This is a genomic window from Vibrio sp. qd031 (genome assembly GCF_002100145.1).
In the GTDB taxonomy this organism is placed as follows: Bacteria; Pseudomonadota; Gammaproteobacteria; order Enterobacterales; family Vibrionaceae; genus Vibrio.
In genome coordinates, this window is the sequence record NZ_JXQD01000024.1 from 247,077 (window position 1) to 272,958 (window position 25,882).

Sequence of the window (25,882 nt, forward strand, 5' to 3'; positions counted from 1 at the left end):
CTACTACTACACCGTGCGTAATGGATTATGAACAAAGATAAGCGACGCTTGATCTTAGAGCGACTAAGAGAAAACAACCCAAAGCCACAAACAGAGCTGAACTGGTCATCGCCCTTCGAGCTGCTGATTGCGGTATTGTTGTCTGCTCAGGCAACCGATGTCAGTGTCAATAAAGCCACCGACAAGCTATATCCTATTGCCAATACACCACAGGGTATTCTCGACTTGGGCGTTGACGGGCTTAAAGAGTTTATAAAAACCATTGGGCTGTTTAACTCCAAAGCCGAAAACACCATCAAAACCTGCCAGATACTGCTGGACAAACATAATGGTGAAGTTCCTGAAGACAGAGCCGCACTAGAGGCACTGCCAGGCGTTGGCCGAAAAACCGCTAACGTGGTTCTCAACACCGCTTTTGGTTGGCCAACGATTGCAGTCGACACCCACATTTACCGTGTGTCAAATCGAACCAAACTGGCCATGGGTAAAACCGTTGATGATGTTGAACAGAAGCTGCTAAAAGTGGTTCCCAAAGAGTTTAAGCTTGATGTGCATCATTGGTTGATACTCCACGGTCGCTATACCTGCGTGGCGAGAAAGCCTCGTTGTGGAAGTTGCCTCATCGAAGATTTGTGTGAATATAAAGAAAAAACTGACGTTTAATCCTAAGGACAAAGTTATGACTACACCTCGAGTTTTACATACCATGCTAAGAGTGGGCGATCTTGACCGCTCTATTCGTTTTTACACTGACGTTATGGGTATGACGCTGCTTCGTCAAAATGAAAACAGCGAATACGAATATACGCTTGCGTTTGTCGGCTTTGGTGACGAAAGCCAAGGCGCAGTTATCGAGCTTACCTACAACTGGGGCACAACTCAGTACGATTTGGGTGATGCCTACGGCCATATCGCCATTGGTTACGACGATATCTACGCGACCTGTGAGGCAATTAAAGCGGCCGGTGGCAATGTGACTCGCGAACCTGGCCCGGTTAAAGGTGGCAGCACGCATATTGCTTTTGTTACTGACCCAGACGGCTACAAAATTGAGTTGATTCAAAACAAAAGTGCGACTGCAGGCCTAGACGGCTAACCGCAATATCGTTACAAAAAAGGCGATCGCTGTTGTCAGCGATCGCCTTTTTATATCTAAACAGTTAGCAAGTGTTAGATAACCTACTACACGTTGCTTCTACCTAAAGAGATCACTACCCGGCGGTTCTTGTCCTTACCAATCGGTGACGCATTATCGGCGATAGGTCTACGTTCACCATAGCCTTGCACTTCAATTCGGTTTTCATCTAACCCAATCGATTTAAAATAGTTTTGCAATACTTGTGCTCGGCGCTCGGTTAGGCTTTGATTCTCGTCCTTTTCACCACTGCTATCGCTATAAGTGGCGACCAGCACCAAATCAATGTCCTTATTATACCGAATGTATTCTGCAATTTGAGAAAGGCGTCTCTCTGACGCTTTGTTAAGTGAGTCGCTGTTACGATTGTAATGGAGTATCGTAAAAGCAATATCTTCAAAGGTGTATGGCAGCAAATTACTCACGCACATACTGAATGCTTCATAGGGCAGCTTAAAACGAACCGGAGACAAGCCAACTTGAATACTCTGACTTTGTGCATGCCAATCTCTAAAAGTAAACGTCGGAACACGACCAACACCGAGCTCCGACATCATGCTCCACGCAGTTTGTCCGCCAACATAACCGTCAAACTGTTGATAAAACTTAAGCTGCTCCATCGTCATGGCGCGCACACCAGGCTGCCATTGCGGCGGCATCGAGATCAGTGACACATTCTCGGTACTCCCCATTGGGCGATGCATCTTGAGTTCAAAATCGAGGTTAATTTTTTTACTGGCATGAGAAGAAAATTCAGCTTGCCCAAATCCTGGAATGGGATGCACTAAGCGGCACTCCAATGGTGAGTTTGCGACCATCATCCATTCTGAGCGCTCTGGTTTTGCGATAAACTGCGCATGCGAGCCATAAGCAAATTGGGTGCTGCCTATGGCTGCAATGACTGCGGCCAGTATCCTTTTCTTCATTTTTGTACCTTCATTCGACGGCAATCAATTGCCCTCTGATCACTTCTTTATTATTTTATCGACCAACTGATGCCAAACTTGTGCAGTATTTCATCAAAAGACAGGTTTTCACTTTAATTCTGTGGTTTGTCTGTATTTGCTAAGCAATTATCTCGCCAACGTTTAATATTCTTTAAAAACAGTACGAATGTGTTTTTTCATCTGCCACTTTCTGCAATAATGCGCCAGTTCTTCATCAATTAGAGTTCACATGAGTTCAGAAAACGAAGCGTTGACGCTAAAAAGCCGATTTAGAGGCTATTTTCCGGTAGTTATCGATGTAGAAACTGCTGGATTTAATGCCCAGGGTGATGCACTGCTCGAAATTTGTGCGGTCACTTTAGCCATGGACGACAACGGCGATTTGCATCCTGCTTCGACCATTCATTTTCATGTTGAGCCTTTTGAAGGCGCCAATATCGAACAAGAAGCGCTTGATTTTAATGGCATTAAAGACCCTTTTAGCCCCCTACGAGGCGCTGTTTCTGAAGAGGAAGCATTGAAGGAAATCTATAAGCTGGTTCGTAAAGAGCAAAAAGCCGCCAATTGCAGTCGTGCAATTATGGTGGCTCATAATGCGACTTTTGACCTCAGCTTTGTTAATGCTGCTAATCAACGCTGCAAACTCAAACGAGTTCCGTTCCACCCGTTTGCCACGTTCGATACCGCGGCTCTCAGTGGTCTTGCATTTGGTCAAACTGTACTAGCAAAAGCGTGTCGAACTGCTGGTATGGATTTTGATAACAAAGAAGCCCACTCTGCGTTGTACGATACGCTCAAAACCGCCGAGCTGTTTTGTATTATCGTCAACAAATGGAAAGCCTTGGGTGGCTGGCCTTTGCAAGAGCAAAAAACCGAGTCTTAACAGCACTGCGCTGATTAACTAAAAAAATAACGTTCGCTTACGAACTACAACACAACAAAGAAATTACCATTATGAATCCTGTCGTCATATCCGTTTGTGTGATGCTATTACTCGCTATTATGCGTGTAAACGTTGTCGTCGCACTTACCTTCAGCGCCCTTGTGGGTGGTCTTATCGCAGGCATGGGCCTAACCGATACTGTTTCAGCCTTTGAAAGCGGTTTAGGTGGAGGGGCTACCATTGCCCTAAGCTATGCCATGCTTGGTGCATTTGCCGTAGCTATCTCGCGCTCCGGCATCACCGACCTTCTTGCACAGTCTGTTATCAAAAAAATTCATGGTGAAGAGCACAACGGTGCCACTATGGGTCTTAAGTACACCGTCTTGATTGCATTAATTCTGGTGACCATGTCGTCACAAAATGTTATTCCTGTGCATATCGCCTTTATTCCCATTTTAGTTCCACCTCTACTGGCTGTATTTGCAAAGTTACGTCTTGATCGCCGCGCGGTAGCTTGCGTGCTCACCTTTGGTTTGGTGACACCTTACATGTTGCTACCTATCGGCTTTGGTGGCATCTTCCTCAACGACATTCTTCTTGCTAATCTTACCGCCAACGGTCTAGAAGGCGTCACAGCAAGCCAAGTACCTATGGCAATGCTACTTCCTGGGTTAGGCATGTTAACTGGCCTGCTAATAGCCATTTTTATTACTTATCGTAAACCACGCGATTACGCGCCAACGGAGCTCACTGAGGTCGACACCGATCCTAAACACATCAACAAGAGAAACATCTTAATTGCAGTGATTGGCATCGCGGCAACGCTCTCTGTGCAGTTATCGACGGGCTCGATGATCATTGGTGCGCTGGCTGGCTTTATGGTGTTCACCTTTGGTGGTGTGATCAAGTGGAATGAAACGAGTGATGTGTTCCAAAAAGGCGTCCATATGATGGCCATGATTGGCTTCATAATGATTGCAGCCGCTGGGTTTGCTGCGGTAATGAAGCAAACCGGTGGTGTCGAGGATCTCGTGCAAACTATTTCTACAACCATTGGGGACAATAAGCCTATGGCGGCCTTACTTATGCTCGTTGTGGGTTTGCTTGTTACAATGGGAATTGGATCGTCATTTTCAACGATTCCAATTATCGCAACTATCTATGTCCCATTGGCGTTAGCATTTGGATTTAGCCCTATGGCGACGATCGCGCTAGTCGGAACCGCAGCGGCTCTGGGAGATGCAGGTTCACCCGCGTCTGATTCAACATTGGGCCCAACCTCTGGATTGAACGCAGATGGTCAACATGAACACATTTGGGAAACCGTTGTACCGACATTTGTTCACTACAACATTCCACTGATCATTTTTGGTTGGATTGCTGCAATGGTGCTGTAGTCACCAACTTGCTTGAAAACGAAATAAGAAAGCCGGTGTTTATCTGTGATAGACACCGGCTTTTTAGTAAAGCTTGTTGGTTAAAGCCCTCGACTCAGTCTAACCAGATCATTGAGCGTAACATGTTCGTCTGTATACGAAAACGCAACAGGGTGGACTTGCATTTTGTCATCTCGCACCAGTAAAGTGGGATAACTATTCGCTCCAATTTGGCGGCAATATTGTCTTTGCGCAGCAAACTCTTGATCGACGTCGTCGCTCACTAAATCGGCATCAAACTGGCTAACATTAAGATCGAGTTCCTCGGCAAGTATGAGGTGAGTCTTTTGCGTATGAGGCTCCATCGCTTGCAAATAGTACGCGTGCTGTATGGCCTCTATCATGTCAAAATATTTGCCTTGTTTTCCTGCTGCAATAACCGCTCGACAGGCGCTGTATGTTGTTCGTACCGGCTGGCATTGAGTCCAAAAATCATAATTAAACTGCGTGCCCAGTTGTTGCTCGATGCGTCGCCAAATGTTTTTTAGATTCTGCTGCATTTCTAGTGGCATTGGTCGATCGTTGTCTGGTGCCAATCCCCCCATCAATGCCACTAACTTAACTTCATCAGGCAGCTGTTTTATTAAACGATCGAAAGTAGGTTTATAGCCCCAACACCAACTGCACATAGGATCGTGTACATAAAGTAATTCCATGAATAACTTCCCTTTACTTGCAAACAAACAGATTCAACGCATCTACAATGTTTAGGCCAAAAAAAAGAGTGCTATGCACTCTTCAGTTTTGTATTTTGTTACTCGCTGCTTTTGGCTGCCGCGGCTTTAATCAACGGTTGTAATTCACCTTTTTGGAACATTTCCAAAATAATGTCACAACCGCCAATCAATTCGCCATCAACCCACAATTGCGGAAACGTCGGCCATTGCGCGTATTTTGGTAGCTCAGCACGGATATCTGGGTTTTGTAGAATATCTACATAAGCAAATTTCTCACCACAAGACATTAAGGCTTGAGACGCCTGAGAAGAGAAGCCACAGCTTGGAAGCTTAGGTGAGCCTTTCATATAAAGAAGAATATTATTTTCTGCAATCTGCTGTTTGATTTTATCGATGGTTTCCATAGTCATCATCCGTTTACGTCTTAGATCTCGATATTCTACGCATTCTACGCAGAATAAAAAGCACAATGTTATTAAGGCTATACCATTTTGTTCTAAACCAGTTGTTTTAATTTTAGTCAAATTGTAAAAAATGTCTCAATAGCTCTTTTAATAAAGTAAAAGGTTGCTAAAATAAAGCGCACTATGACCCAAGGTCGTAACAATAAGAACATACACTGGACGCATCGTGGGCGCTGCCCACTCTAATGGAGAAATACTATCATGGCATTTGAACTACCAGCCCTGCCTTACGCGAAAGACGCGCTAGAACCACACATCTCTGCAGAGACTTTGGACTTCCACCACGGTAAGCACCACAACACTTACGTCGTTAAGCTTAACGGTCTTATCCCAGGTACTGAATTCGAAGGCAAAACTCTAGAAGAAATCATCAAAACCTCTTCTGCCGGTGTGTTTAACAACGCAGCACAAATCTGGAATCACACGTTTTACTGGCACTGTCTTGCTCCAAACGCAGGCGGCGCGCCAACGGGTGCTGTCGCTGACGCAATCAACGCTTCATTTGGTTCTTTCGACGAGTTTAAAGCGAAGTTCACTGATTCAGCGATCAACAACTTTGGTTCTTCTTGGACTTGGCTTGTTAAAAAGGCAGATGGCACTCTAGACATCGTTAACACGTCTAATGCAGCGACTCCTCTTACTGACGAAGGCACCACTCCGCTTCTAACCGTAGACTTGTGGGAACACGCCTACTACATCGACTACCGTAACGTTCGTCCAGATTACATGAATGGGTTCTGGGCGTTGGTTAACTGGGACTTTGTTGCTCAAAATCTAGCGAAATAACTAGACCAAGTAACCATACGTTAACTCTATGAAAACCCGCTAATTAGCGGGTTTTTTTATTAAAGATATCAGCACATTTGTCGATACATGAGATAACCAAGGAGCGTTATCGTGTCGACCCCAATAATTGATACCACAGCATCAATTCAAGAATTGCAGTTAAACCCTGCGATTTCGCGCGCGGTCAATACCCACTCCTCGGCCGACTTTGGAATGCTCATCGCAATGCTCAGTAACGAGTTTGCGCTGCCCAAAGACGCTATAGATATTACACCTTCAGACAGTATTTCAAGCATCAAGATTGCGCCGCAAGCGGCTCTGATTGCCGATGAGCAAGCAAAACTTAACGCGGCCGAGATTTCAAAGCAGTTTCACAATGGCGGATTGCAAAGTGCCAAACTCCAGCAAGCCTTAACGCCCGATGCGTTAACCTACCCTGCCGATCACCATCAAGGCTTAGCTGAAGATGTGTACCACAACCTTGGTTATCATCATCGTCAATCACTTGGTCAACCAAGCAAAGTCACTGAGTTAGAGCCTCTGATTAATACACTCACAACCAATTTACGCGAATCTCAACTTGCGTACTGTGCATAACTTTCTAAACCTATGTAATAAATACCCATTTTTTCACTGTGGGATTGCATAATTTTTGCACAGTTAGTGTGATGCAGAGCCAAAAACGGTTCAGCCATCAGTTTATTCACAGCGTTTTATGATCTTTTTCACATGTTGATAACGTAAAGTTGTCCACTATTAGATCACAGCACATTGTGAGGAGCGCTCGTCATGCAGATTGCTAATTCAGTTATCTTGATCAATTCGGCCGGAACACTACTTGGCCAGAAATTGGCAGTGCACTTCTCGCAGCAACGCGCCACCATCGTCTTAGTTGACGATGACGCTATACGTTTGCGCAATACCCGCTACCTCATCCAAGATAGCGATGCTACCGTCGTCAGCTTTGTCATTCCAAATTACGAACAACGCTCAATCGATACGCTTTTCCAACAAGTAGAGCTGACTCTAGGGCGCGGAGTCGACATTTTGGTCAACAATCTTCAATCAGCGACACTCCCCGAGCTCACGAGTGAGCAACCTGCAGAAGAGTTCACACAAAGCTTTACCGACTTTTCTAACAAGTTATACGGGTTTGGACATGCGAGTGCTCGCCAAATGCAAAAGAACAACACTCATGGAGTGATTGTCAATGTGGTCAGCAACGATAACGCTTCGCAGCATAAGCTTACGGATACCTCCATCATTGTAAACAGTGTCACTAAGACTTGGGCAGACGAATTAGACCCATACCATATTCGTGTTGGGAGCGTCGTACCTGGTTCCGCTTACTCCGCTAGAGATAATAATGTTATTAGCTTGGCAGAGGTAAGGCATGAGCTTATTCGCAATACTGAATATGTGGTGGCGAATGATTACTTTAGCGGTCGGGTGGTTTCTAGTTAGCCTGACTAGAGCTTTCCCTACTGTCACTACCGTGAGGCTTTGCTGTCGCAAGAGCCGCACGGTATTGAGGTAGTTACCGTACCGTTTGCGCATTGCGCTGGCGTAACGGTGATGAAATGTAATGGCCTGCCATTTTCAGACTGTCACTACCGTGAGGCTTTGCTGCGCAAGAGCCGCACGGTAGTGATGTAATTACCGTTTCGTTTACGCATAAAAAATGCCGGTCAGTGAACTGACCGGCATTTTGCCCTTGCGGGATATTTACTTTAGTTACGTGCTAGCGAAACTAATTCTCTAAGACAGATTACTTCTTCTTAGCAGGCTTCTCTTCAGTTTTCTTGATAACTGTAGTGCCTTCGTAAGTTTCACCTTCTACAAACGCTTTACCGTGGTAAGCGCAGATTAGCACTTCTTTAAGCTCAGTGATTAGAGGGTAACGTGGGTTTGCACCAGTACATTGGTCATCAAACGCTTCTACCGCTAACTCATCAACTTTCGCCATGAAGTCTGCTTCTGATACGCCAGCGTCTTTAATAGACATTGGGATATCTAGGTTCACTTTTAGTTCATCCAACCATGCTAGTAGACGTTCAATCTTCTGAGCAGTACGGTCGCCAGCTTGGCTTAGGCCTAGGTGGTCTGCAACTTCAGCGTAACGACGACGTGCTTGTGGACGGTCGTATTGTGAGAATGCAGTTTGCTTAGTTGGGTTGTCGTTTGCGTTGAAACGAACAACGTTAGAAATAAGCAATGCGTTAGCAAGACCGTGTGGGATATGGAATTCCGCACCGATTTTGTGAGCCATTGAGTGACACACACCTAGGAATGCGTTAGCAAACGCGATACCAGCGATAGTTGCTGCGTTATGCACTTTCTCACGAGCGATTGGGTCGTTTGCACCGTTCGCGTAGCTTGAAGGTAGGTACTCTTTAAGCATCTTAAGTGCTTGAAGTGCTTGACCGTCTGAGTACTCGTTAGCAAGAACTGATACGTAAGCTTCTAGTGCGTGAGTTACGGCATCGTAACCACCAAATGCAGTAAGAGACTTAGGCATGTTCATAACAAGGTTCGCATCAACGATAGCCATTTGAGGCGTTAGTTCGTAATCCGCTAGTGGGTACTTAGCGCCAGTCTTGTCGTCAGTTACAACGGCAAATGGAGTCACTTCAGAACCTGTACCAGAAGTAGTAGTGATACATACTAGTTCAGCTTTCTCGCCCATTTTAGGGAACTTGTAGATACGCTTACGGATATCCATGAAGCGCATTGCGAGTTCTTCGAAGTGCGTTTCTGGGTGCTCGTACATAACCCACATGATCTTAGCCGCATCCATTGGAGAACCGCCACCTAGAGCTAGGATAACGTCAGGCTGGAAGCTCTTCATTGCTTCTGCGCCTTTCTCAACAACAGATAGTGTTGGATCCGCTTCTACGTCGAAGAATACTTGAACTTCGATGCCTTGAGCTTTAAGCAGTTTAACTACGTCATCTGCGTAACCGTTGTTGAATAGGAAACGGTCAGTTACTAGGAATGCGCGTTTCTTACCTTCTAGGTCGCTCAGTGCGATTGGAAGGCTACCACGACGGAAGTAGATAGACTTAGGTAGTTTGTGCCACAACATGTTTTCAGCTCGCTTCGCTACAGTTTTCTTGTTGATAAGGTGCTTAGGACCTACGTTCTCAGAGATAGAGTTACCACCCCAAGAACCACAACCCAATGTTAGTGAAGGTGCAACGTTAAAGTTGTACAGGTCACCGATACCACCGTGAGTGGTTGGGATGTTGATAAGAATACGTGCAGTCTTCATCTTGTCACCGAAGTAACGGATGCGGTCAGCGTTAGTGTCTTGGTTAGTGTAAAGACCAGATGTGTGGCCGATACCACCGATCTCAACCATAGTTACCGCTTGTGCAACTGCGTCTTCGAAGTCGTCAGCGCGGAATAGACCTAGAGTTGGAGACAATTTCTCGTGAGCAAATTCGTCATCGTAAGACACCTTACCAAGACCTTCACCTACAAGAACTTTAGTATCTGCAGGAACTTTAACACCTGCTAGTTCAGCGATTGCTGGAGCTGGCTGACCAACGATTTTCGCGTTTAGCGCGCCGTCGATAAGCAGTACTTTACGTACTTTGTTCGCTTCTGCTTTGCTTAGAACGTAAGCTTTGTGAGATGCGAAACGCTCTTTTACTTCGTCATAGACTTCGTCAACAACGATTGCTGCTTGCTCAGAAGCACATACAACGCCGTTATCGAATGTTTTAGACATAAGGATAGAAGCTACAGCACGCTTAACGTCAGCAGTTTCATCGATGACAACAGGAACGTTACCCGCGCCAACACCGATAGCTGGTTTACCCGAAGAGTAAGCCGCTTTAACCATGCCTGGACCACCAGTTGCAAGGATAAGTGCGATACCATCGTGCTTCATTAGGCCGTTAGAAAGCTCAACAGAAGGTTGGTCGATCCAACCGATGATGTCTTTCGGTGCGCCCGCTGCAACTGCAGCATCAAGAACGAGCTTAGCTGCATCGTTAGTTGAGTTTTTAGCGCGTGGGTGTGGCGAGAAGATGATACCGTTACGAGTCTTAAGTGAGATAAGAGACTTAAAGATAGCGGTTGATGTTGGGTTCGTTGTTGGAACGATACCACAGATGATCCCTACAGGTTCTGCGATAGTCATCGTGCCTAGGTTGTCGTCTTCTTCTAGAACACCACAAGTTTTTTCGTCTTTGTATTTGTTGTAGATGAATTCTGACGCGAAGTGGTTTTTGATAACCTTGTCTTCTACGATACCCATGCCCGATTCTGCTACCGCTTGTTGCGCTAGTGGAATACGTGCTTGGTTAGCGGCTAGTGAAGCAGCGCGGAAGATAGCGTCAACTTTCTCTTGTGAGAAGGTAGCAAACTCTTCTTGTGCAGCTTTAACGCGTGCTACTAGAGCATCGAGTTCAGCCATATTTGATACAGGCATAAAAATCTCCTAAAGATAAATGTAAAAACTATTTATTAAATTCGTGATCGTTTCAAACCATCGAGCTTAGTAAATCGCTTTCAGAACTGAGTATATTCTTTCATAATATTTTGTAGATTGATGCAGATCAGTTTCGAAAAATTAATTTAGTGATTTCCCCACGAAACACTAAAAAAACCTTGAAATACAACAAATTACAAACTCAATTTTAATGCGACTTTTTTAACCAACTAACTCTTTATGGGTAACTTTACATCAAAAGCGTAAAAAAACTACAGACTGCGATGATTTGTTACACAGATGCTGTAGCTCACTCCCAACAGTATAACGCGATTCCCGTGCTTCACAAGCGCGAAAATAGTCTCTTTTTTACGTTACCTAAACTCACAAAACTTCACATAAGCGGATTTAGAAAACAGACGTGCAACATTTTTGGTTGATGTCTACTATTACATTAGTTTTTCTCAGGCAAATGACCCGATTTAGACAATTTATTTCATTCGATTAGCAAGTCTAAATCTCGTACATTACGCGAAATTTTTCCACCTTTGATAGTACGCATCGCCATGACAGCTTTCAGTCAATTTGATATCACCATTTATTTGCAGTTTTTGGTCGGCTTATTTGCCATTGTGAACCCAGTCGGCATTATGCCCGTATTTGTGTCGTTAACCAGTCACCTTTCAGAGTCTGAACGCATCAAGACGGCTGCAACTGCCAACATCGCAGTGGCCGTGATCCTTATTGTATCGTTGCTCATGGGCCAGTGGCTGTTGGACATGTTCAGTATCTCCCTCGATTCGTTCCGAATAGCGGGTGGCATGCTGCTGTTGAGTATCGCATTTGCCATGATGAACGGTAAACTTGGCGATCATAAGCAAAACCAACAGGAAAAGTCAGAGAACGCCAGCCGAGAGCAAGTCGGTGTAGTGCCTCTAGCAATGCCACTAATGGCCGGACCGGGAGCAATTAGCTCAACAATCGTACTCGGGACAGAACATTCAGGCTTTTTGGATATCCTTGCCATCTCAGCCACTATTGTGGTGTTTTCTTTATTTGCTTGGGCACTCTTTCGATCTGCACCTTATATAGTACGTTTGCTAGGCCAGACTGGGATCAATGTGATCACTCGTATTATGGGTCTTATTTTGGGAGCACTCGGCATCGAGTTTATTGTTCATGGGGTTAGAGGTGCACTACCAGGTCTAGCTTAAGTGAGCTATTCGGTCTATGCTATTGAAATTAGTATATTAACCGTATGAATAGTTGTGAAAACTAACACCACTAAGCACTGGCTGTACGTCACTATATTTGGCACCCATACCAAAGCTGGCCGCATTTTCGATATTTCGTTAATTGTGGCCATCATTACATCGTTAGTTGTGCTGGTGCTCGGCACTATAGAGCCCTATGCCAGCCGCTATCGAACAGAGCTGGCTCTGATTGAGTATCTGTTTACGGCGCTATTTACTGCAGAATACTTACTGCGGTTATACTGCTCACCCAAGCCCGCCGCATACGCAAAAAGCTTTTATGGCGTTGTTGACCTTTTGGCTATCTTACCCACGTACCTGCAACTCATCATTCCTAACGCCCATTTTGCGGTGATCATTCGCTTACTGCGCGTCATGCGCATCTTCCGCGTGCTTAAGCTTGTCCAGTACCTTAAAGACTCAAACATGTTAATGCGCTCGCTGTTTATGGCGCGCAGAAAGATACTCATCTTTTTTTCGATGGTGGCAATACTGGTCACCATATTTGGTGCCACCCTTTATATTATTGAAGGGCCAGACAATGGCTTTACCAGCATTCCGATGAGTATCTATTGGGCTATCGTGACCATCACAACCGTCGGGTACGGTGATATCTACCCTGTCACCGCTCTTGGCAAAGCGGTTGCGGCTTTAGTGATGTTGTTAGGTTATTCCATTTTAGCGGTACCCACTGGGATCATAACCGTTGAGATGAACCAAGAAATGTCTGCCCACCGCACATTGGTCAAGTGCCCCAATTGCGCCAAAACCGGACACGAAAATGACGCCCTACATTGCAAACACTGTGGCAGTGAACTTGCGACACCTTCAGAGCGAGTTGTAAACCCAGACGAGGACTAGCGCTTATCGATGTGTATCTACAGTTAAGCCACCTCCTTACTGCATAAGGCTTAATCCTCTTGGCGTAAAGAGCTGAGGCTACTCTGCTTTTGTTGTGTACATCATCGTTCTGCCACCAGGCTGTTTGACCATTTCCCATAAAAAAATCCCTTTTGGCTTTCACCAAAAGGGATTCGTAAACACGCTGAGTGTAAATAGCGCTTAGCCTTTCGCGGCTAAGATGATTCTCAATGTTCTGCGCAGAGGCTCAGCCGCGCCCCACAACAATTGATCACCCACAGTAAAAGCGTTAAGGAAGTCATCACCCATCGACATCTTACGCAAGCGACCAACGGGCACTGACAATGTTCCGGTCACTTTAGTTGGTGACAATTCAGAAGCGGTAATGTCCCTGTCATTAGGGATCACTTTTACCCAGTCATTATGCGTGGCAATGATGTCTTCTACTTCGTCCATTGGCACATTTTGTTTTAGCTTGATAGTGAGTGCTTGAGAGTGACAACGCATCGCTCCGATGCGCACACAGGTACCATCGATAGGCACTGGAGAGTCATGCAGGCCCAAAATCTTGTTGGTTTCGACCGTCGCTTTCCATTCTTCTTTGCTTTGCCCGTTGTCACGTTTAACATCAATCCAAGGAATCAATGAACCCGCTAAAGGCACGCCAAATTGGTCGGTTGGGAAAGCCTCACTGCGCATGGTTTGCGCGACTTTACGGTCGATATCTAAAATCGAAGAGGCCGGATCGGCAAGCTCGTCACTGACAGAATCACGAATCACACCCATTTGAGAAATAAGCTCACGCATATTCTTGGCACCAGCGCCCGAAGCCGCTTGATACGTCATTGCGCTCATCCACTCAACCAAGCCTTTTTCATACAGTCCGCCAACAGCCATCAGCATTAGGCTTACTGTGCAGTTACCACCAACATAGGTGTTAACACCGCTGCCAATACCTTGTTCGATCTGAGCAAGGTTAACGGGATCGAGAGTAATAATAGAAGAAGGGTCCATGCGTAAGGTAGACGCTGCGTCTATCCAGTACCCCTTCCACCCAGCTTGTCGCAGTGCAGGAAACACCTTTTCGGTATAGCTTCCACCTTGACAGGTAATGATGGCATCCAGCTGCTTTAAGCTGTCAATATCAAACGCATCTTGCAGTACACCCGCATCTTTGCCAAGATTTGGCGCAGGGATACCCACTTGTGAGGTGCTGTAAAATACTGGTTCAATCAGGTCAAAGTCCTTTTCTTCAACCATACGTTGCATCAATACTGAGCCAACCATTCCGCGCCAGCCAACCAATCCTACTCTCATGCTACTCTCCGTGAAAATCAATCTTATCTATAAACATGAATAATCAATTGTGACGGAGAAAACAAGACTTTTTTGAGCTTAGATCTGTTTTTTTGTGCAAACACAGCAAAAATCACAGCAAGCAGCATCGAATTCGACGCAAAATAGTCGCTAGAAAGTAACCAGAGTGAGCGATAACACGCTGAATATACTTACCATTTAGTGATGCTCAATTAACAAAAAAGTCACCGTTCGCAAGCAAAACGAATTAACATTAAGCTAACAAAAAGTGACTTGGTCTAGAAAATATTAGTCAATCAGGAAAAGAAACTAACTTTTTCTTGTTAACTGGTCTTTAAGGTTGGGAGGTGTGCCTTTAATAGTTAAGGTGTCTGTTTGTGGATCGTAGTGCACGCGCTCACCCAACAACAAACTATCAAAGCTAATGTTTAATCCGCCACCCGCACCAACATATTTAGTGAGTTTACGTACTGCAGTACGATCACCGGGAAAACTCTCTTCTAGGTCGTAGCCTTGCTCTTGAGTGAAGTCGGCAAAACTGGTTCCATCCGAACTGGTAGGCAATTCAAAAGAGAGCTCTTTAACTTCGATCTCTTCGCCTGCTTTAATTTGCTCTCCACAGTAATCGGCAACTTGTTTGCGGTAAGCTATAGCTTCTTCTTTTTCGAGCTTTTCATCCGCCACGAAATCTTCTACTGCTTGCATCAATACTTGGTTTTGCATTTTAGGATCAAGACCGGCTTCAGCGTGCAAAAAATCCATAAAGAAATCGGCAACTTTTCGCCCTACTCGGCCTTTTATATAAGTTAGGTAACGATTGGACGAAGGGTCCATTTCGTAGGTCGACAAATCGATACGCGCTGCGATATCCATTTTTGATATATCGAGGTAATCCGTCGCCCTAATGCTCAAACCTTCTGTCACTTTAAGACTGCTATTTGTCGGCAACAAGCCAATAAATAGATAGTTGGTTGCCAAAGACTGGTATTGCGCGAGAATAAAGGTACCCGCATCCGCAAACGGGTATTTGGCGAGTTCTTTTTTGAGTCGCTCGGCACTTTGCTGGGAAAACGTATAAAAATCGAGCGTCTGCGACGAAAGTTCACCAAGCCATTGCTTAAACTCGCTTTCTTCTGCAAAGGTGCCGAACGCTTTGCCACCTTTGGCATTGAAAACGCGATGAAGTTCCGCAACTAAATGTTCTGTAGACGAATCGGTGGGTAACGTCTCAGAACGGTACTCTACCTGCAGTTCGTCCTGCTCGTTTTTGGTGAGTTGGTGTAAAATGACGTTAGAAAGATTAAGGCTCATAATGGTTTTGACTATATGTAGTTTCAGTTGTGACCTAGAGTAGGGTATCATAAGCCGTTTTTCCGTTAAATTCAGATAAATTATGCCTATAACTTCGAAGTACAGTGACAAAGAGATTGAAACCATTCTAACCGAGATGACTGATGTCTTAAAAAAGCACAATGTAAAAACTGACATGGCGATCATGCTGATCGGTAACATGGCGACTAATGTGCTAAACCACAATGTGCCTGTGTCTCAACGTAAAATGATCGCACAATCTTTTGCTGATGCGCTGCTTGCATCGGTTAACGATTAGTCTAGAAAAAGAAGACAGAGCTCATGGTAGAAAGCGGAAACAGTTATGGTGATCGCGTATCAAAATTGGTGAACTGGGGACATTGGTTTGCCTTTTTTAATATCGTGGCGGCTATGCTTATTGGCACAAGCTATATAACAGGTTCAACTTGGCCCGACACTCTGTTAGGGCAGACGTATTTAGTCATATCCTGGATAGGTCATTTTGGCTTTTTAGTCTTTGCTCTCTACATACTGCTGCTCTTCCCACTTACCTTCATAGTACCGTCTCGCAAACTGTTTCGATTTTTGTCCGTGATTATCGCAACCGGTGGGCTGACGGTACTATTGTTAGACGTCGAAGCCTATCAATCGTTACATTTACACCTTAACCCTATTGTTTGGGAAGTCCTTCTAACCAAAGATAAGAGCAATCTCGACAGCGAATGGCAATCGCTGTTTGTTGCGGTTCCTCTGATATTTATGTTTCAACTGCTTATATCAGAATGGATCTGGAGAAAACAACGTAAACTCTCCCATAAACGCATAGGACGCCCTATAGGCGCCTTGTTCTTTGTATGTTTTATTGCCAGTCACTGTGTGTATATTTGGGCAGATGCGGTATTTTATCAGCCGATCGTTAGCCAACGCGCCAACTTCCCGCTTTCTTATCCGATGACAGCAAAGTCATTTTTAGAGAAGCAGGGCTGGTTTGATCGTGGAGAGTACTCAAAAAAAGTAGAACGTGGCGAAGTGCTTCAAACCACTCTTAACTACCCTCTTTCCACCATTGAAAATGCTAATCGAAGCAATGACTACAATGTGCTCATCGTCCAGGTCGATTCATTGAGAGCAGACGCTGTGACAGACTTGGTCATGCCAAATCTGCAGCGATTTTCGCGTCAATCACAGCAATTTAATAACCATTACGCCTCCAGCAATGACCGCTACTCAGACGTTGGCTTAGTTTACGGCATACCCGCAAGTTACAGTCCAAATATTGAGCACCAGCGCATTAAGCCGCTGCTAATCGAGCAGTTTGAAAAGTACAATTATCAACTTGGTTTGTTTACATCCTACAATGGTGAAGAGGATGTCGTCAGCACCAAGGTGTTTGGTGCAGGTGAAGTATTCCGCTCCGACACAGACCAAGAAATAGCAGAATTGTTTGGCCAATGGCAAAGCGATAAGAGTAAAGCTCCGTGGGCAGCATTCATACAACTGGCCGATCTCGCCAATTTTGAACAACTGGTCGCAGAAGACTCACAAGCCACACCAACAGAAAGCTTAAAAACAGCCTATCAAACTGCGGCCAAAACCTTAGACAAGAGTTTAGGGTTGATTATCCAACAGCTTGAAGATGCTGACATGGTCGATAATACAGTGGTTGTGATCACCGCAAACCACGGGTGGGAATTTAATGAAACACGCACCAACAGTTGGGGCACCAATAGTAACTACAGTCAGTATCAGTTGCAGGTTCCGCTCATCTTGCATTGGCCAAACATAATTGCCCAAGAAATTAACTACCCAACGTCTCACTACGACATTTCAGTAACGCTGTTGCAAGATCTGTTTAGTGTCACTAACAACCCTCTTGATTACAGCAGTGGGCAAAACCTTTTCAGTACGAAAAAGCGAACCCACTTGCTTGCCGGTGACACGCAAGATATTGCTATTGTGACACCTTCTACCACTATTGTTTTGGACCGATTTGGAAATTATAAGCTGTATGACAGCAACTATCGTCGCCAACAAGACGCCAAGCCTAAGTTATCACTCATCTTGAAAGGACTTGGAGAAACCAAACGCTTTTACCAAACTGAAGAGTAACCTTTAGATAAGTGATGGTGCTAGAGTTAGCCATTTATATGTTAAGACAGGCGCAACAATAAACTTGTCGATTAACTTTACATTATCGAGTCTGTATTTAAAGCCACAACAGAGTGCATATACACAAAAAGGTATTAGAGCCGTCTACTATCAGTACGGCGGTACTGCACAGGCAGTATTAAACACCTCAATAATGTGATGTACACCTACTTCACATTGGACAATGATGCCCCCAATGTAAGCATGTAGACTGATCCATTTAAAGACGCTGACAACTTCGACCCTATTACTGCATTATGGAAAGATGATGGCGAGTTGGTTGATGAGAATGATGACAACGACGCCGCTATTTCGTTAGCCGTTTGGAACCAACCCGTCAACGGAGAGTTGCTGTATCAGAGCCTTCAGCAATCGCCCTAATGAGTTTTGGCCTATTTGGATTGTTGGCAAACAGACGCAATTCGTCGAAATGTTAACCGCGCCCTTAAAGCATGGTGTTCGAGAGTTGGCCATCCGTGACCGCAGGTCACACTATTGGCAAACAAGCCGTTCGAAACTTGCGCATTCAGTTTGTAAGCTATTGACGCACCGAGAATCGATCGTTAATTTATAGCTATCGGACTGTAGCGCAGCTTGGTAGCGCACTGTCATGGGGTGTCAGGGGTCGCTGGTTCAAATCCAGTCAGTCCGACCATTATCCCTTAAAAGAGAGCTTCGGCTCTCTTTTTCGTTTCTAGCATCCAGTTAATCCACTGACTTTGCTCACAAAGCGAGCAAACAAACCATCAAAGGGTTTACAACCGTTTTAAGGCTTTATATTATAGCGCCGAAACGGAGAGATGGCTGAGTGGTCGAAAGCACCGGTCTTGAAAACCGGCAACCGTTAATAGCGGTTCTAGGGTTCAAATCCCTATCTCTCCGCCACTTTTATATGAAGCAAGCCGTTGATTTTCAACGGCTTTTTTCATTTCTGGGTACTGAGTTCAATCAAAATAGGATTGACTGAGACAATGTACCTTCTTAAATCGCCTTCTGGCACCTACTATACGCGCCTTTGTTTCCCAAAACGCTTGAGAAACAATGACTTCCCATTCGATACCAAAATTTCTCTATATACAAAACATCGTACAATTGCGGTTGCTCGCAATGCTGCGTTAATCGCTAAATTACACCCTACCGTTCACGATCTGCCTATAGACACTGCTTTTGAAACGTTTAAACCTACGCTGGCTACCATCATTAATGATGTAAGACACTGTTTTAATGTTGAAATGCATCATCAATTACCTAAATCGCGTATACTCCCCCCTACCGCTACCCCAACCTCTTCTACCTCAATTGATAAGATCTTAGACAAGTTTATTTCTTCCAAGAAACTTGAATCTATCACGCAGCTCACAATCACACAGCTAGAGCAGCGCTCAAAGTATTTCATCGACAGTATGAAGATAACCAGCATTCGAAGTGTCACTCCAGCGATTGCTTTTAGTTATCGAGATCTCTTGCTAAGTGAAGGTCGTAGCTATAAGACAAATCTAGATTATTTAGCTGCGATCAAACAATTCTTCAGCTGGTGTGTATTAAACGAGCACATAGCCACAAATCCCTTTCTTTCGATTAAGTTACCGAAAAACCGACAGAAAGCGAATCAAGAACGATCACGTTGGTCGCAGAAAGACATACTCACACTGTATCGCTCGAAAGCTTACAAGGCGTCACACGAGCAAATTAAACTATGTTTCGACCTGATTCTTCACCATGGCGCAAGACCTGCTGAAATCTGTCAGCTATTAGTTTCACAAGTTCGTTTAGATGTTGACACTCCACACCTTGTTTTGAGCCAGGAATCGTCACTTCAGCACTTAAAGAATGCCCACTCAGACAGATTGGTTCCGCTGCATCGAGCAATGCTCGATGGCCAATTTATAGAGTACGTGAACAAACGAAAAGCGTTGAATAAGCGTTACCTCTTCGATTTCAAGCCACTTGGGCCTGATCAGAATTGGAGTAAATCGTTAACAACAAAGTTCGGTAAACTGCTTACCAAAATCGGCTGGAAAGCCGGCGCACGACCGACGCTCTATGGATTGCGACACACATTCATTGATGAGCTTAAGCAAGCAAACGTGTCTGAGCATCTAGTAGCACAAATCGTCGGCCACACCCATCACAACATGACTTTCAGTCGCTACGGCAAAGACACGGATTTGCAGAATTTATCTGAGCAAGTGAACAAATTTTCTTTGAAGTTGGAGAAATAGAAATGAACAAGTTAACGTTTTCAACTCAGAATCTGAGCGTTGTGCAATGTGTTAATAAGCGTCACTTTCACGTAGTCGTTAATATTCCTTGCAATTTGGATGCTCTTCACATTACGCTTAATGAGCGTGATTCAAGCAGTGTCCGACTTCTTGCTAAACTAATCGCTGACAGTGTTTCACTCGCTTTTTTTGAGTATCCTCAACTTCTCTCGCAGAACAGTCGCATAGATGTAAAAATTAGGCAACATAGAACATTGCTAAATTTATTCTTAGAGCCAGCTCAACCACAATTCTTACGTTTCTCTCGTCAATTACGACGTCATACAATGTTTGATAGTTTCAGAATCGATTGTTCAGGCAGCTTCTATCTAGATGATATTAAGCCATTTTCTCGCTCTCACTTTATTGCAATAGAGCAGATGTGGCTTGGTGATGTCATTGAAAGTTTATTTCTCAAGATCGAAGTCCTTAAACAGATCAATCTTGTCACAAATAAAGCTCTAGTCGCTAAATCAGATCTTTGTGTCAGTGCCGATTCGAACTTTGTTGTTGAAATGCTCAAACCGCGTCTCGAAAACTTCTTCAATGATGCCGCTTTCGATTCTGTTATTGAGCTCAACAGCCTGTTCGCAATGGACAAAAAAACGCACTTTTTGATCTTCGACCGCCGTTGGTTAGAGCGTAGTTTGTGATCAAGAACCGCTTTTTTGGCACAGATAGGGCTAGTTTTTAGCCCTATCGAAAAAAAATACTATTTTTTTTGCAGAGCTTGTAGCATTTATTAACTACTAAAAATCAATGGCTTAATTAAATAGAACACTATATCAAATATTATATAAGTGGTTGATATATAAGGCTTTATATTTGACTGAAAAATTCTTAGCGATATGATTATCGTACATTCATCGCTCAGTTTAATACCAAAACAGGCCGGTATCGCTGAGTATGTATAGGATATTCAATCGTGAAATTTAAGGAACTAACAGAACAGTATCTAGAAAACACTCGGTATACGCTCGCACCGTCGAACTATCGTTCGCAAAAGTCGCGCGTGAACAATTTGAACAAAGTCTTCGGTAAAAAGAATATATCGGCGATAAAAGACGAAGACATTGCAGCTTGGATTACCAAGCAACATCAGTTTTGGTCAAACAAGACTATCAACGAGCATTTGACAGTATTCAGAGCGGTTTTTACTAAAGCGTGCAAAAACAAATACATTGAACATAATGCGATGGAAGGTATCTGTAACTTGAAAACGGTTCAGACAGAGCCCAACCCTTTCACTAAAAACGATGTAAAAAGGGTTTACGAGTACGATGCTGAGTGTTTTATTGCACGCGCAATTTTTGTGCTTGGAAGTCAGACTGGTTTGAGAATTTCCGAGTTACTTGCTCTTGATTGGGAGTCTGTCAATTTTAAAAACAAAACCTTGCAGGTTAAAAGAGGCGTCTTCAAGCGAAAATATAGAGTACCGAAAACGTCAAAATCGCGCCGAAAGGTTGATTTAAATGATCATGCTATCGCAATACTGGAACGTGTTTTTGAGTTGACCGGTAAACGCAAAGCTAAAACTATTGCAGTTCTGTGTGAAGACAACAAAACAGTTAGAAAAGAAACTGTGTCGTTCATTTTCTACAACTCAAAGACTAAGACGCCGTTTATCGACGGTAGTCAGTACGCGAAAACATTCTTAACGCCAATTCTCACAAACTTGCAAATTGAACATCGTGGGCCTGGTCAGCTGCGCCATACCTACGCAAGTCAAGCACTGACTGCGGGTATCAACGAGAACTACATTGCTAAACAGATGGGCCACTCTAATACCCAAGTAATCCGAGACCACTATGCTCGTTGGATTGATGAAGATGCGGATGACAATGCTGATAAACTTGGTAAGGCGTTTGACGTCGCGTTTAGCACTGATGAAAAACCAACTGAGCAAATCATTATGCCACCGGGCGCATCTATAACAGGTAATGATGCCGATTTGCTTGCGGCCCTACAAATTGCAATCTCACTTAAAAAACGGCCGAGCATGCTTGCAGCTATCAATGGTTTACTTGGCTCTAGCGGAGGTGTGCAATGAAGATAATTTATGTTGTGCAGTGTCCTGCCATTAATGTCACTTTCAGTGCCAATGCCGGCTACATTAAAAGTGTGACGGCAAAGAAACCCGCTGCGCTCCCGTCACACTTTTGCTACGCAAAAGATGCACGTGAGCTGCGGGCAAGAGAAGCCTCTCTTGACTCTGAATTATGCCCACCTCTATGGAGGTGTGTATGAAAACCATTCGTTCCTTTCACAGAGTCAAAAACTACACATCAAAGCCTAGCGATAGAGTTATGTGTGAGCATTCACTCGCCCACAGTTTGCGTATTGCTCCTCCCACAGCTCCTAAAAAAACGAAGCGTATGGAGTGGAACTCAAAACTCGCAAGTAAAAATTTAATCTATACAGGTTCGACTATCAAGCCTCTTGAACACATGACAGAAAGCAGTCGTCTTGAGTTGCTATACGAAGTAGCTCCGGGTCTTAAACTCCGTAATCAGGCAAAGCTTCAGACTCAGAAAAGGCAATATCGACGTAAGTTAAAAAAAGCTATTGATAGCGAGAAAAAGAGTCAAAACTTTGCAGCTGCTTCTTTTATGGAGAATATTCTTAATTCGGTGGAGTTTGTGGATTATGACCGTATTCAAGATTTTGGAAAGCTGCCAATGAAGCGAAGAGACCAGCGAATAAAGATGCTGGCAACCTACTTGAATGCACACAATCAACTCAGAAACAAACCGAATGCAAACAATACTTTTATACAAGAAGGAATTATCAAAGTGCCACACCAGTGGCAAGTTGGTACAGATATAATCAGTCTTGAAGATTATATTATGTTTACACGTCAGTTCTTGGAATACCACTTCCCGGATTATCCCATCAAGCTCATAGTTGGCCATGATGACGAACGCAGCACAGACAGCAACACTGGAGCTCACACGCATTATTTCATCTCAGCTCGAAACCGGAATACGGGCGAGTATGATTTACGTAAAGCGCAAATTAACGTAGTAAACGAGTACATACGTCAGCGCTCTTTAGATGAAAAGCTCTTACCACATGACGGAAAAATGACTAGGGTGCAAGCGAAAGAATTTGGGCATTACTATCAGTGTTTGGCACGCGACTTTGCCAATGAATATTTGTTCAAGCAGCATTCGTTGAAAGCTGAATTTGCACCAGATTCAGAAAAAAAATCTGCACGTCGAAAAAAAATGAATGCCGAAGCTAATCTGCCCAAGTCTGAGCGCAGTCATAATTATTACACGCACCAACTGGAGCTCATTCATCAAAAAGTTTTAGATGCTGAAGAACAGTACTCTGAATTAATATCACAAAACAATTTTCTCTTTGAGCAAGAACAACAGCTACTTGATGCTGTATCAACTATACAGGTTGAGTTAAGTGATCTTAACGACAGCCAAGAGAGCATCAAATCTGAGCACTCACAACTCTCAGCCGAATCTCAACGCTTGCGAGATGAAAATATTGCAGCCATGTATCTGCTTGATGAAAGCAAACATCAGCTCGCTGAAATGGAGCGTCAAAGCAAAGCCGTGAATGACAGTACTGCTGCGAAGCTTTCGCAAGCAATTCGACAAGCATACGTTGACTCACAATATCGTAGCCGCGGGCTCCAGCACGACCCCGATCCCTATTTTCAGAATCTAGTCGTACTACTGGAACGTGAATTGAAAATTAATCTGTCAAAGGCATTAAACCCCGCACTTGAGCTGCTAGATGATTTGCCTGTCATTAATAATGCTCCTACTCAGGGAGGTAATTATGAATTTTGATCGAGTGTTACTTTCTTTCTTTTCTTTCTTTTCTTTCTTTTCTTCTGAGTTGTCACAAGGGGGTCTGCATGAGAGTCAATAGAATTGGGCGAACACCTGAAATTTCTGATGAGGAAATCATTCTAGCCGGTGAGAGATTGATAGAGCGCCAACGCAAGGTTAGCGGATTTGCTTTGCGAAAAGAGGTTGGCAATAAAGGCTTTCCAAAGCGGCTATTTGAAGTTTGGTCTGCACATATGGAATCTTTTAAAGAGCCGCAAAATACGACAGGCGAGCCTTTACCGACTGTGCTAGCTAATTTGCTCGATGACGCAACGAGTGCGATTGCGAAGCAATTGCAAGAAATCACCCATCAGGCAAATAGTAAAGCAAATGAACTAGCGCAAATAAAAATTGACGCTGCTTTTGAGAGAATTACTCAACGAGAAAAAGCTTTAGATTTAGAGATCGCAGATGCCATGTCTGCTGTCGAGTCTCTTGAAGAGCAAAATGAATCGCTTGATAGAGCACTGACAGAGCAAACTAGCCGCGCGAATAGTTTTGAGAAGAGACTTGCAGTAGCAGAGAAAGAAATTGAGTTCCATCTTGAAGCCACCATCGATCTTAAAGCAGAGAAGGATGGGCTAATGAAAATGCTCGTCGTCTCGGAATGCGATGCTCCTAAGCTGAGTGAAATTGAATTGAGCTCAGAGGAAGAACCACTTTTCTAAACAACCAAAATAAAATATAGAGGAACAAAGGATGAGTAAATCTTATGATACCGTTTACAACCGTCACATACGTCTAGCGAGACAAGCAGCAAAAGGCCTCTATGGCTACGAAAGAGCAAAAGTTATTCGCGACTATTTTGACGATGCTGGACACCCACATGCTGGTTGGACTTTTAATCAAATGGCAATGAATCGCACTAGCGATTATCAATTCGCAATTGATTTGATGAAGGACTTGGCTAATTTGTGTGCTTTAAATGAGGCTTGTTTGGCTGACGACGCTATGTAATGCGAATTACAAACTAATGGCATGAAGTGCCAAATAACGAGCTAGCCGCTTTGGCTAGCTCTGTTTTTTGCCCCAGTATGAGCCAGAAGATAAAAGAGGCTGATGATTCAGCCCCTAGATTTTTTGTTCGCACGTCGAGATATATGTTTAGTATCCTTATCAATAAAGGTGAATACTTATTGTCTCCATATGCTAAAAAACATGCGGCTGGTTTAGGGTCTCACTTTGCTAAGTGTAGATTGGCAAAGGAGGGAGTGGATTCCATACATCAGTTTAGAGTTGTTACTTATAACACTTCTGGGCTTTCCATTTGAACAATCATAACTAATGCCGACATAACGCAATCAAACTCATACTGCAAGGTAACTTACGAACGTGGGTTGTTTTAGTCTTATTCAACCTAGCTTGATGGAGCATTGCGAAACCAAAAACATGCCTCAATGACTTCACCAGTTATCTGGTCCTAGATCTCAAAAATCAATGCAACTAGTGTAATATTGATAATCCGCTATTTAATTATGGTTATTTACCTCCATGTAGCACTTAGGGTTATATATTTCATTCCCCTATAAACTAAAAGTGGAGGCAATATGTCAGTTAGCTATGCAGAAGATTTTCATCAAATTCAAGATTCTTTGACCAATAACTCTTCTCTTAAACGCAAAACACTGGATTTGGTTCAGTATGAAGCAATCGCAGGTAAAGTTACGACAGGTGGCAGTAGATTAGAGGATTTTCGAGAAATCCTAATTGATTTTTTTGACTTAAAAATAGACTTAAATGTCGCAATTGCTAACGTAGAGAGTAGGTTACCTCGCCAGCAAAGTATGTTTTCTGGCGACAACCGTGTGTTTGCTAGTAGTTGGGCTGAACGTTTAGTTAGGACCCAAGTTAGCAGGTTCTATAATCAAGCAGTTTTGGAGACTATCATTGAAAGCGGCAGTGACGATTGCTTTGTAAACCATTCTACGAGCGAACAAGGTTCGTCGAAATGTTCTCAGCAACTAGCAGGTACAACTCATAGTGCTCAGGTAATGCTAGAACGCTTGAAGTCATCTTATGGTGATGGTGAGTGGAACAGAGACCCAAAACTTCCTGATCACCCTCATTGCACGCATACATTTTGCCCTGTGTAATAAAATAGCTCGGCGTTTATG

At 43.9% G+C, this 25,882-nt stretch carries 24 protein-coding genes and 2 tRNA genes; 20 read left to right on the forward strand and 6 right to left on the reverse strand.

From position 1 onward, the window contains the following. Nucleotides 1-27 precede the first annotated feature (27 nt). Both nth and gloA read left to right on the forward strand, forming a co-directional pair. Nucleotides 28-663 (forward strand): endonuclease III, encoded by a 636-nt coding sequence (gene nth / locus ST37_RS09920; RefSeq protein WP_084885853.1) that lies wholly within the window; start codon nucleotides 28-30, stop codon nucleotides 661-663. A gap of 16 nt (nucleotides 664-679) precedes the next feature. After that, nucleotides 680-1,096, forward strand: a complete 417-nt coding sequence (gene gloA / locus ST37_RS09925; RefSeq protein WP_084885855.1) for a lactoylglutathione lyase — start codon at nucleotides 680-682, stop codon at nucleotides 1,094-1,096. Nucleotides 1,097-1,182: 86 nt separating this feature from the next. Here the strand turns inward: gloA and ST37_RS09930 are convergent, their stop codons facing one another. Next, complete coding sequence (locus tag ST37_RS09930) at nucleotides 1,183-2,061, reverse strand: OmpA family protein (protein ID WP_084885856.1); 879 nt, start codon at nucleotides 2,059-2,061, stop codon at nucleotides 1,183-1,185. A 250-nt stretch (nucleotides 2,062-2,311) separates the two neighbouring features. On the opposite strand from ST37_RS09930, the gene rnt reads away from it, so the two are divergent. Together rnt and ST37_RS09940 are read left to right on the forward strand one after the other, a co-directional pair. Continuing rightward, nucleotides 2,312-2,965, forward strand: a complete 654-nt coding sequence (gene rnt, locus ST37_RS09935) for a ribonuclease T (protein WP_084885858.1) — start codon at nucleotides 2,312-2,314, stop codon at nucleotides 2,963-2,965. 71 nt (nucleotides 2,966-3,036) lie between these two features. Continuing rightward, nucleotides 3,037-4,362: a Na+/H+ antiporter family protein gene (locus tag ST37_RS09940; protein ID WP_084885860.1), complete on the forward strand. Its 1,326-nt coding sequence runs from the start codon at nucleotides 3,037-3,039 to the stop codon at nucleotides 4,360-4,362. Between the two features lie 80 nt (nucleotides 4,363-4,442). On the opposite strand, the gene ST37_RS09945 is transcribed toward ST37_RS09940, so the two are convergent. Together ST37_RS09945 and ST37_RS09950 are read right to left on the reverse strand one after the other, a co-directional pair. Beyond that, on the reverse strand, nucleotides 4,443-5,057 hold the full coding sequence (locus tag ST37_RS09945) for a DsbA family protein (protein ID WP_084885862.1): 615 nt from the start codon (nucleotides 5,055-5,057) through the stop codon (nucleotides 4,443-4,445). 98 nt (nucleotides 5,058-5,155) lie between these two features. Next, entirely contained in the window at nucleotides 5,156-5,482 is a 327-nt protein-coding gene (locus tag ST37_RS09950) for a Grx4 family monothiol glutaredoxin (protein WP_084885864.1), read from the reverse strand. 261 nt (nucleotides 5,483-5,743) lie between these two features. Between ST37_RS09950 and sodB the strand changes: the two genes are divergently transcribed. The 3 genes from sodB to ST37_RS09965 all read left to right on the forward strand — a co-directional run bounded on the left by sodB (nucleotide 5,744) and on the right by ST37_RS09965 (nucleotide 7,792). Continuing rightward, the gene (gene sodB / locus ST37_RS09955; protein ID WP_084885866.1) at nucleotides 5,744-6,328 is read left to right on the forward strand and encodes a superoxide dismutase [Fe]; all 585 of its coding nucleotides are present in this window, start codon (nucleotides 5,744-5,746) and stop codon (nucleotides 6,326-6,328) included. A gap of 111 nt (nucleotides 6,329-6,439) precedes the next feature. Beyond that, nucleotides 6,440-6,925, forward strand: coding sequence for a VC2046/SO_2500 family protein (locus ST37_RS09960; protein WP_172400973.1), 486 nt, complete (start codon nucleotides 6,440-6,442; stop codon nucleotides 6,923-6,925). Between the two features lie 192 nt (nucleotides 6,926-7,117). Beyond that, complete coding sequence (locus ST37_RS09965; RefSeq protein ID WP_084885869.1) at nucleotides 7,118-7,792, forward strand: SDR family oxidoreductase; 675 nt, start codon at nucleotides 7,118-7,120, stop codon at nucleotides 7,790-7,792. A 304-nt stretch (nucleotides 7,793-8,096) separates the two neighbouring features. Here ST37_RS09965 and adhE read toward each other — a convergent pair whose 3' ends face one another. After that, nucleotides 8,097-10,766, reverse strand: a complete 2,670-nt coding sequence (adhE, locus tag ST37_RS09970) for a bifunctional acetaldehyde-CoA/alcohol dehydrogenase (RefSeq protein WP_084885870.1) — start codon at nucleotides 10,764-10,766, stop codon at nucleotides 8,097-8,099. A 566-nt stretch (nucleotides 10,767-11,332) separates the two neighbouring features. Here adhE and ST37_RS09975 point away from each other — a divergent pair. After that, nucleotides 11,333-11,980, forward strand: coding sequence for a YchE family NAAT transporter (locus ST37_RS09975; protein WP_084885872.1), 648 nt, complete (start codon nucleotides 11,333-11,335; stop codon nucleotides 11,978-11,980). Nucleotides 11,981-12,034: 54 nt separating this feature from the next. Further along, the gene (locus ST37_RS09980; protein ID WP_084885873.1) at nucleotides 12,035-12,880 is read left to right on the forward strand and encodes an ion transporter; all 846 of its coding nucleotides are present in this window, start codon (nucleotides 12,035-12,037) and stop codon (nucleotides 12,878-12,880) included. A 201-nt stretch (nucleotides 12,881-13,081) separates the two neighbouring features. Here ST37_RS09980 and asd read toward each other — a convergent pair whose 3' ends face one another. Beyond that, nucleotides 13,082-14,197 (reverse strand): aspartate-semialdehyde dehydrogenase, encoded by a 1,116-nt coding sequence (gene asd, locus ST37_RS09985; RefSeq protein WP_084885875.1) that lies wholly within the window; start codon nucleotides 14,195-14,197, stop codon nucleotides 13,082-13,084. Between the two features lie 309 nt (nucleotides 14,198-14,506). Next, nucleotides 14,507-15,508, reverse strand: a complete 1,002-nt coding sequence (gene yejK / locus ST37_RS09990; protein WP_084885876.1) for a nucleoid-associated protein YejK — start codon at nucleotides 15,506-15,508, stop codon at nucleotides 14,507-14,509. Between the two features lie 82 nt (nucleotides 15,509-15,590). Here yejK and ST37_RS09995 point away from each other — a divergent pair, with 82 nt between their 5' ends. From ST37_RS09995 to ST37_RS10055, 11 genes are all read left to right on the forward strand, one after another. Further along, nucleotides 15,591-15,806 (forward strand): DUF1414 domain-containing protein, encoded by a 216-nt coding sequence (locus ST37_RS09995; RefSeq protein WP_084885877.1) that lies wholly within the window; start codon nucleotides 15,591-15,593, stop codon nucleotides 15,804-15,806. 23 nt (nucleotides 15,807-15,829) lie between these two features. Further along, the gene (locus ST37_RS10000) at nucleotides 15,830-17,617 is read left to right on the forward strand and encodes a DUF3413 domain-containing protein (protein ID WP_084885879.1); all 1,788 of its coding nucleotides are present in this window, start codon (nucleotides 15,830-15,832) and stop codon (nucleotides 17,615-17,617) included. A 617-nt stretch (nucleotides 17,618-18,234) separates the two neighbouring features. Then, a tRNA-Pro gene (locus ST37_RS10010) sits at nucleotides 18,235-18,311 on the forward strand. A gap of 139 nt (nucleotides 18,312-18,450) precedes the next feature. Beyond that, nucleotides 18,451-18,541: transfer RNA gene (locus ST37_RS10015), tRNA-Ser, on the forward strand. An 86-nt stretch (nucleotides 18,542-18,627) separates the two neighbouring features. Then, nucleotides 18,628-19,878, forward strand: a complete 1,251-nt coding sequence (locus tag ST37_RS10020; protein WP_084885882.1) for a site-specific integrase — start codon at nucleotides 18,628-18,630, stop codon at nucleotides 19,876-19,878. Nucleotides 19,879-20,204: 326 nt separating this feature from the next. Next, a complete protein-coding gene (locus tag ST37_RS19825) occupies nucleotides 20,205-20,570 on the forward strand; it encodes a hypothetical protein (protein ID WP_143698177.1) in 366 nt (121 codons plus the stop codon). A 272-nt stretch (nucleotides 20,571-20,842) separates the two neighbouring features. After that, complete coding sequence (locus tag ST37_RS10030; RefSeq protein ID WP_084885885.1) at nucleotides 20,843-21,967, forward strand: site-specific integrase; 1,125 nt, start codon at nucleotides 20,843-20,845, stop codon at nucleotides 21,965-21,967. A 193-nt stretch (nucleotides 21,968-22,160) separates the two neighbouring features. Then, nucleotides 22,161-23,726 (forward strand): hypothetical protein, encoded by a 1,566-nt coding sequence (locus tag ST37_RS10040; RefSeq protein WP_084885886.1) that lies wholly within the window; start codon nucleotides 22,161-22,163, stop codon nucleotides 23,724-23,726. Continuing rightward, nucleotides 23,723-24,436 (forward strand): DNA-binding protein, encoded by a 714-nt coding sequence (locus ST37_RS10045; protein ID WP_143698179.1) that lies wholly within the window; start codon nucleotides 23,723-23,725, stop codon nucleotides 24,434-24,436. Before ST37_RS10040 ends, ST37_RS10045 begins: the two co-directional genes overlap by 4 nt. Before the next feature lie 31 nt (nucleotides 24,437-24,467). Then, a complete protein-coding gene (locus ST37_RS10050; RefSeq protein ID WP_084885888.1) occupies nucleotides 24,468-24,725 on the forward strand; it encodes a hypothetical protein in 258 nt (85 codons plus the stop codon). 590 nt (nucleotides 24,726-25,315) lie between these two features. Further along, a complete protein-coding gene (locus tag ST37_RS10055; protein ID WP_084885890.1) occupies nucleotides 25,316-25,861 on the forward strand; it encodes a hypothetical protein in 546 nt (181 codons plus the stop codon). Nucleotides 25,862-25,882: the final 21 nt, after the last annotated feature.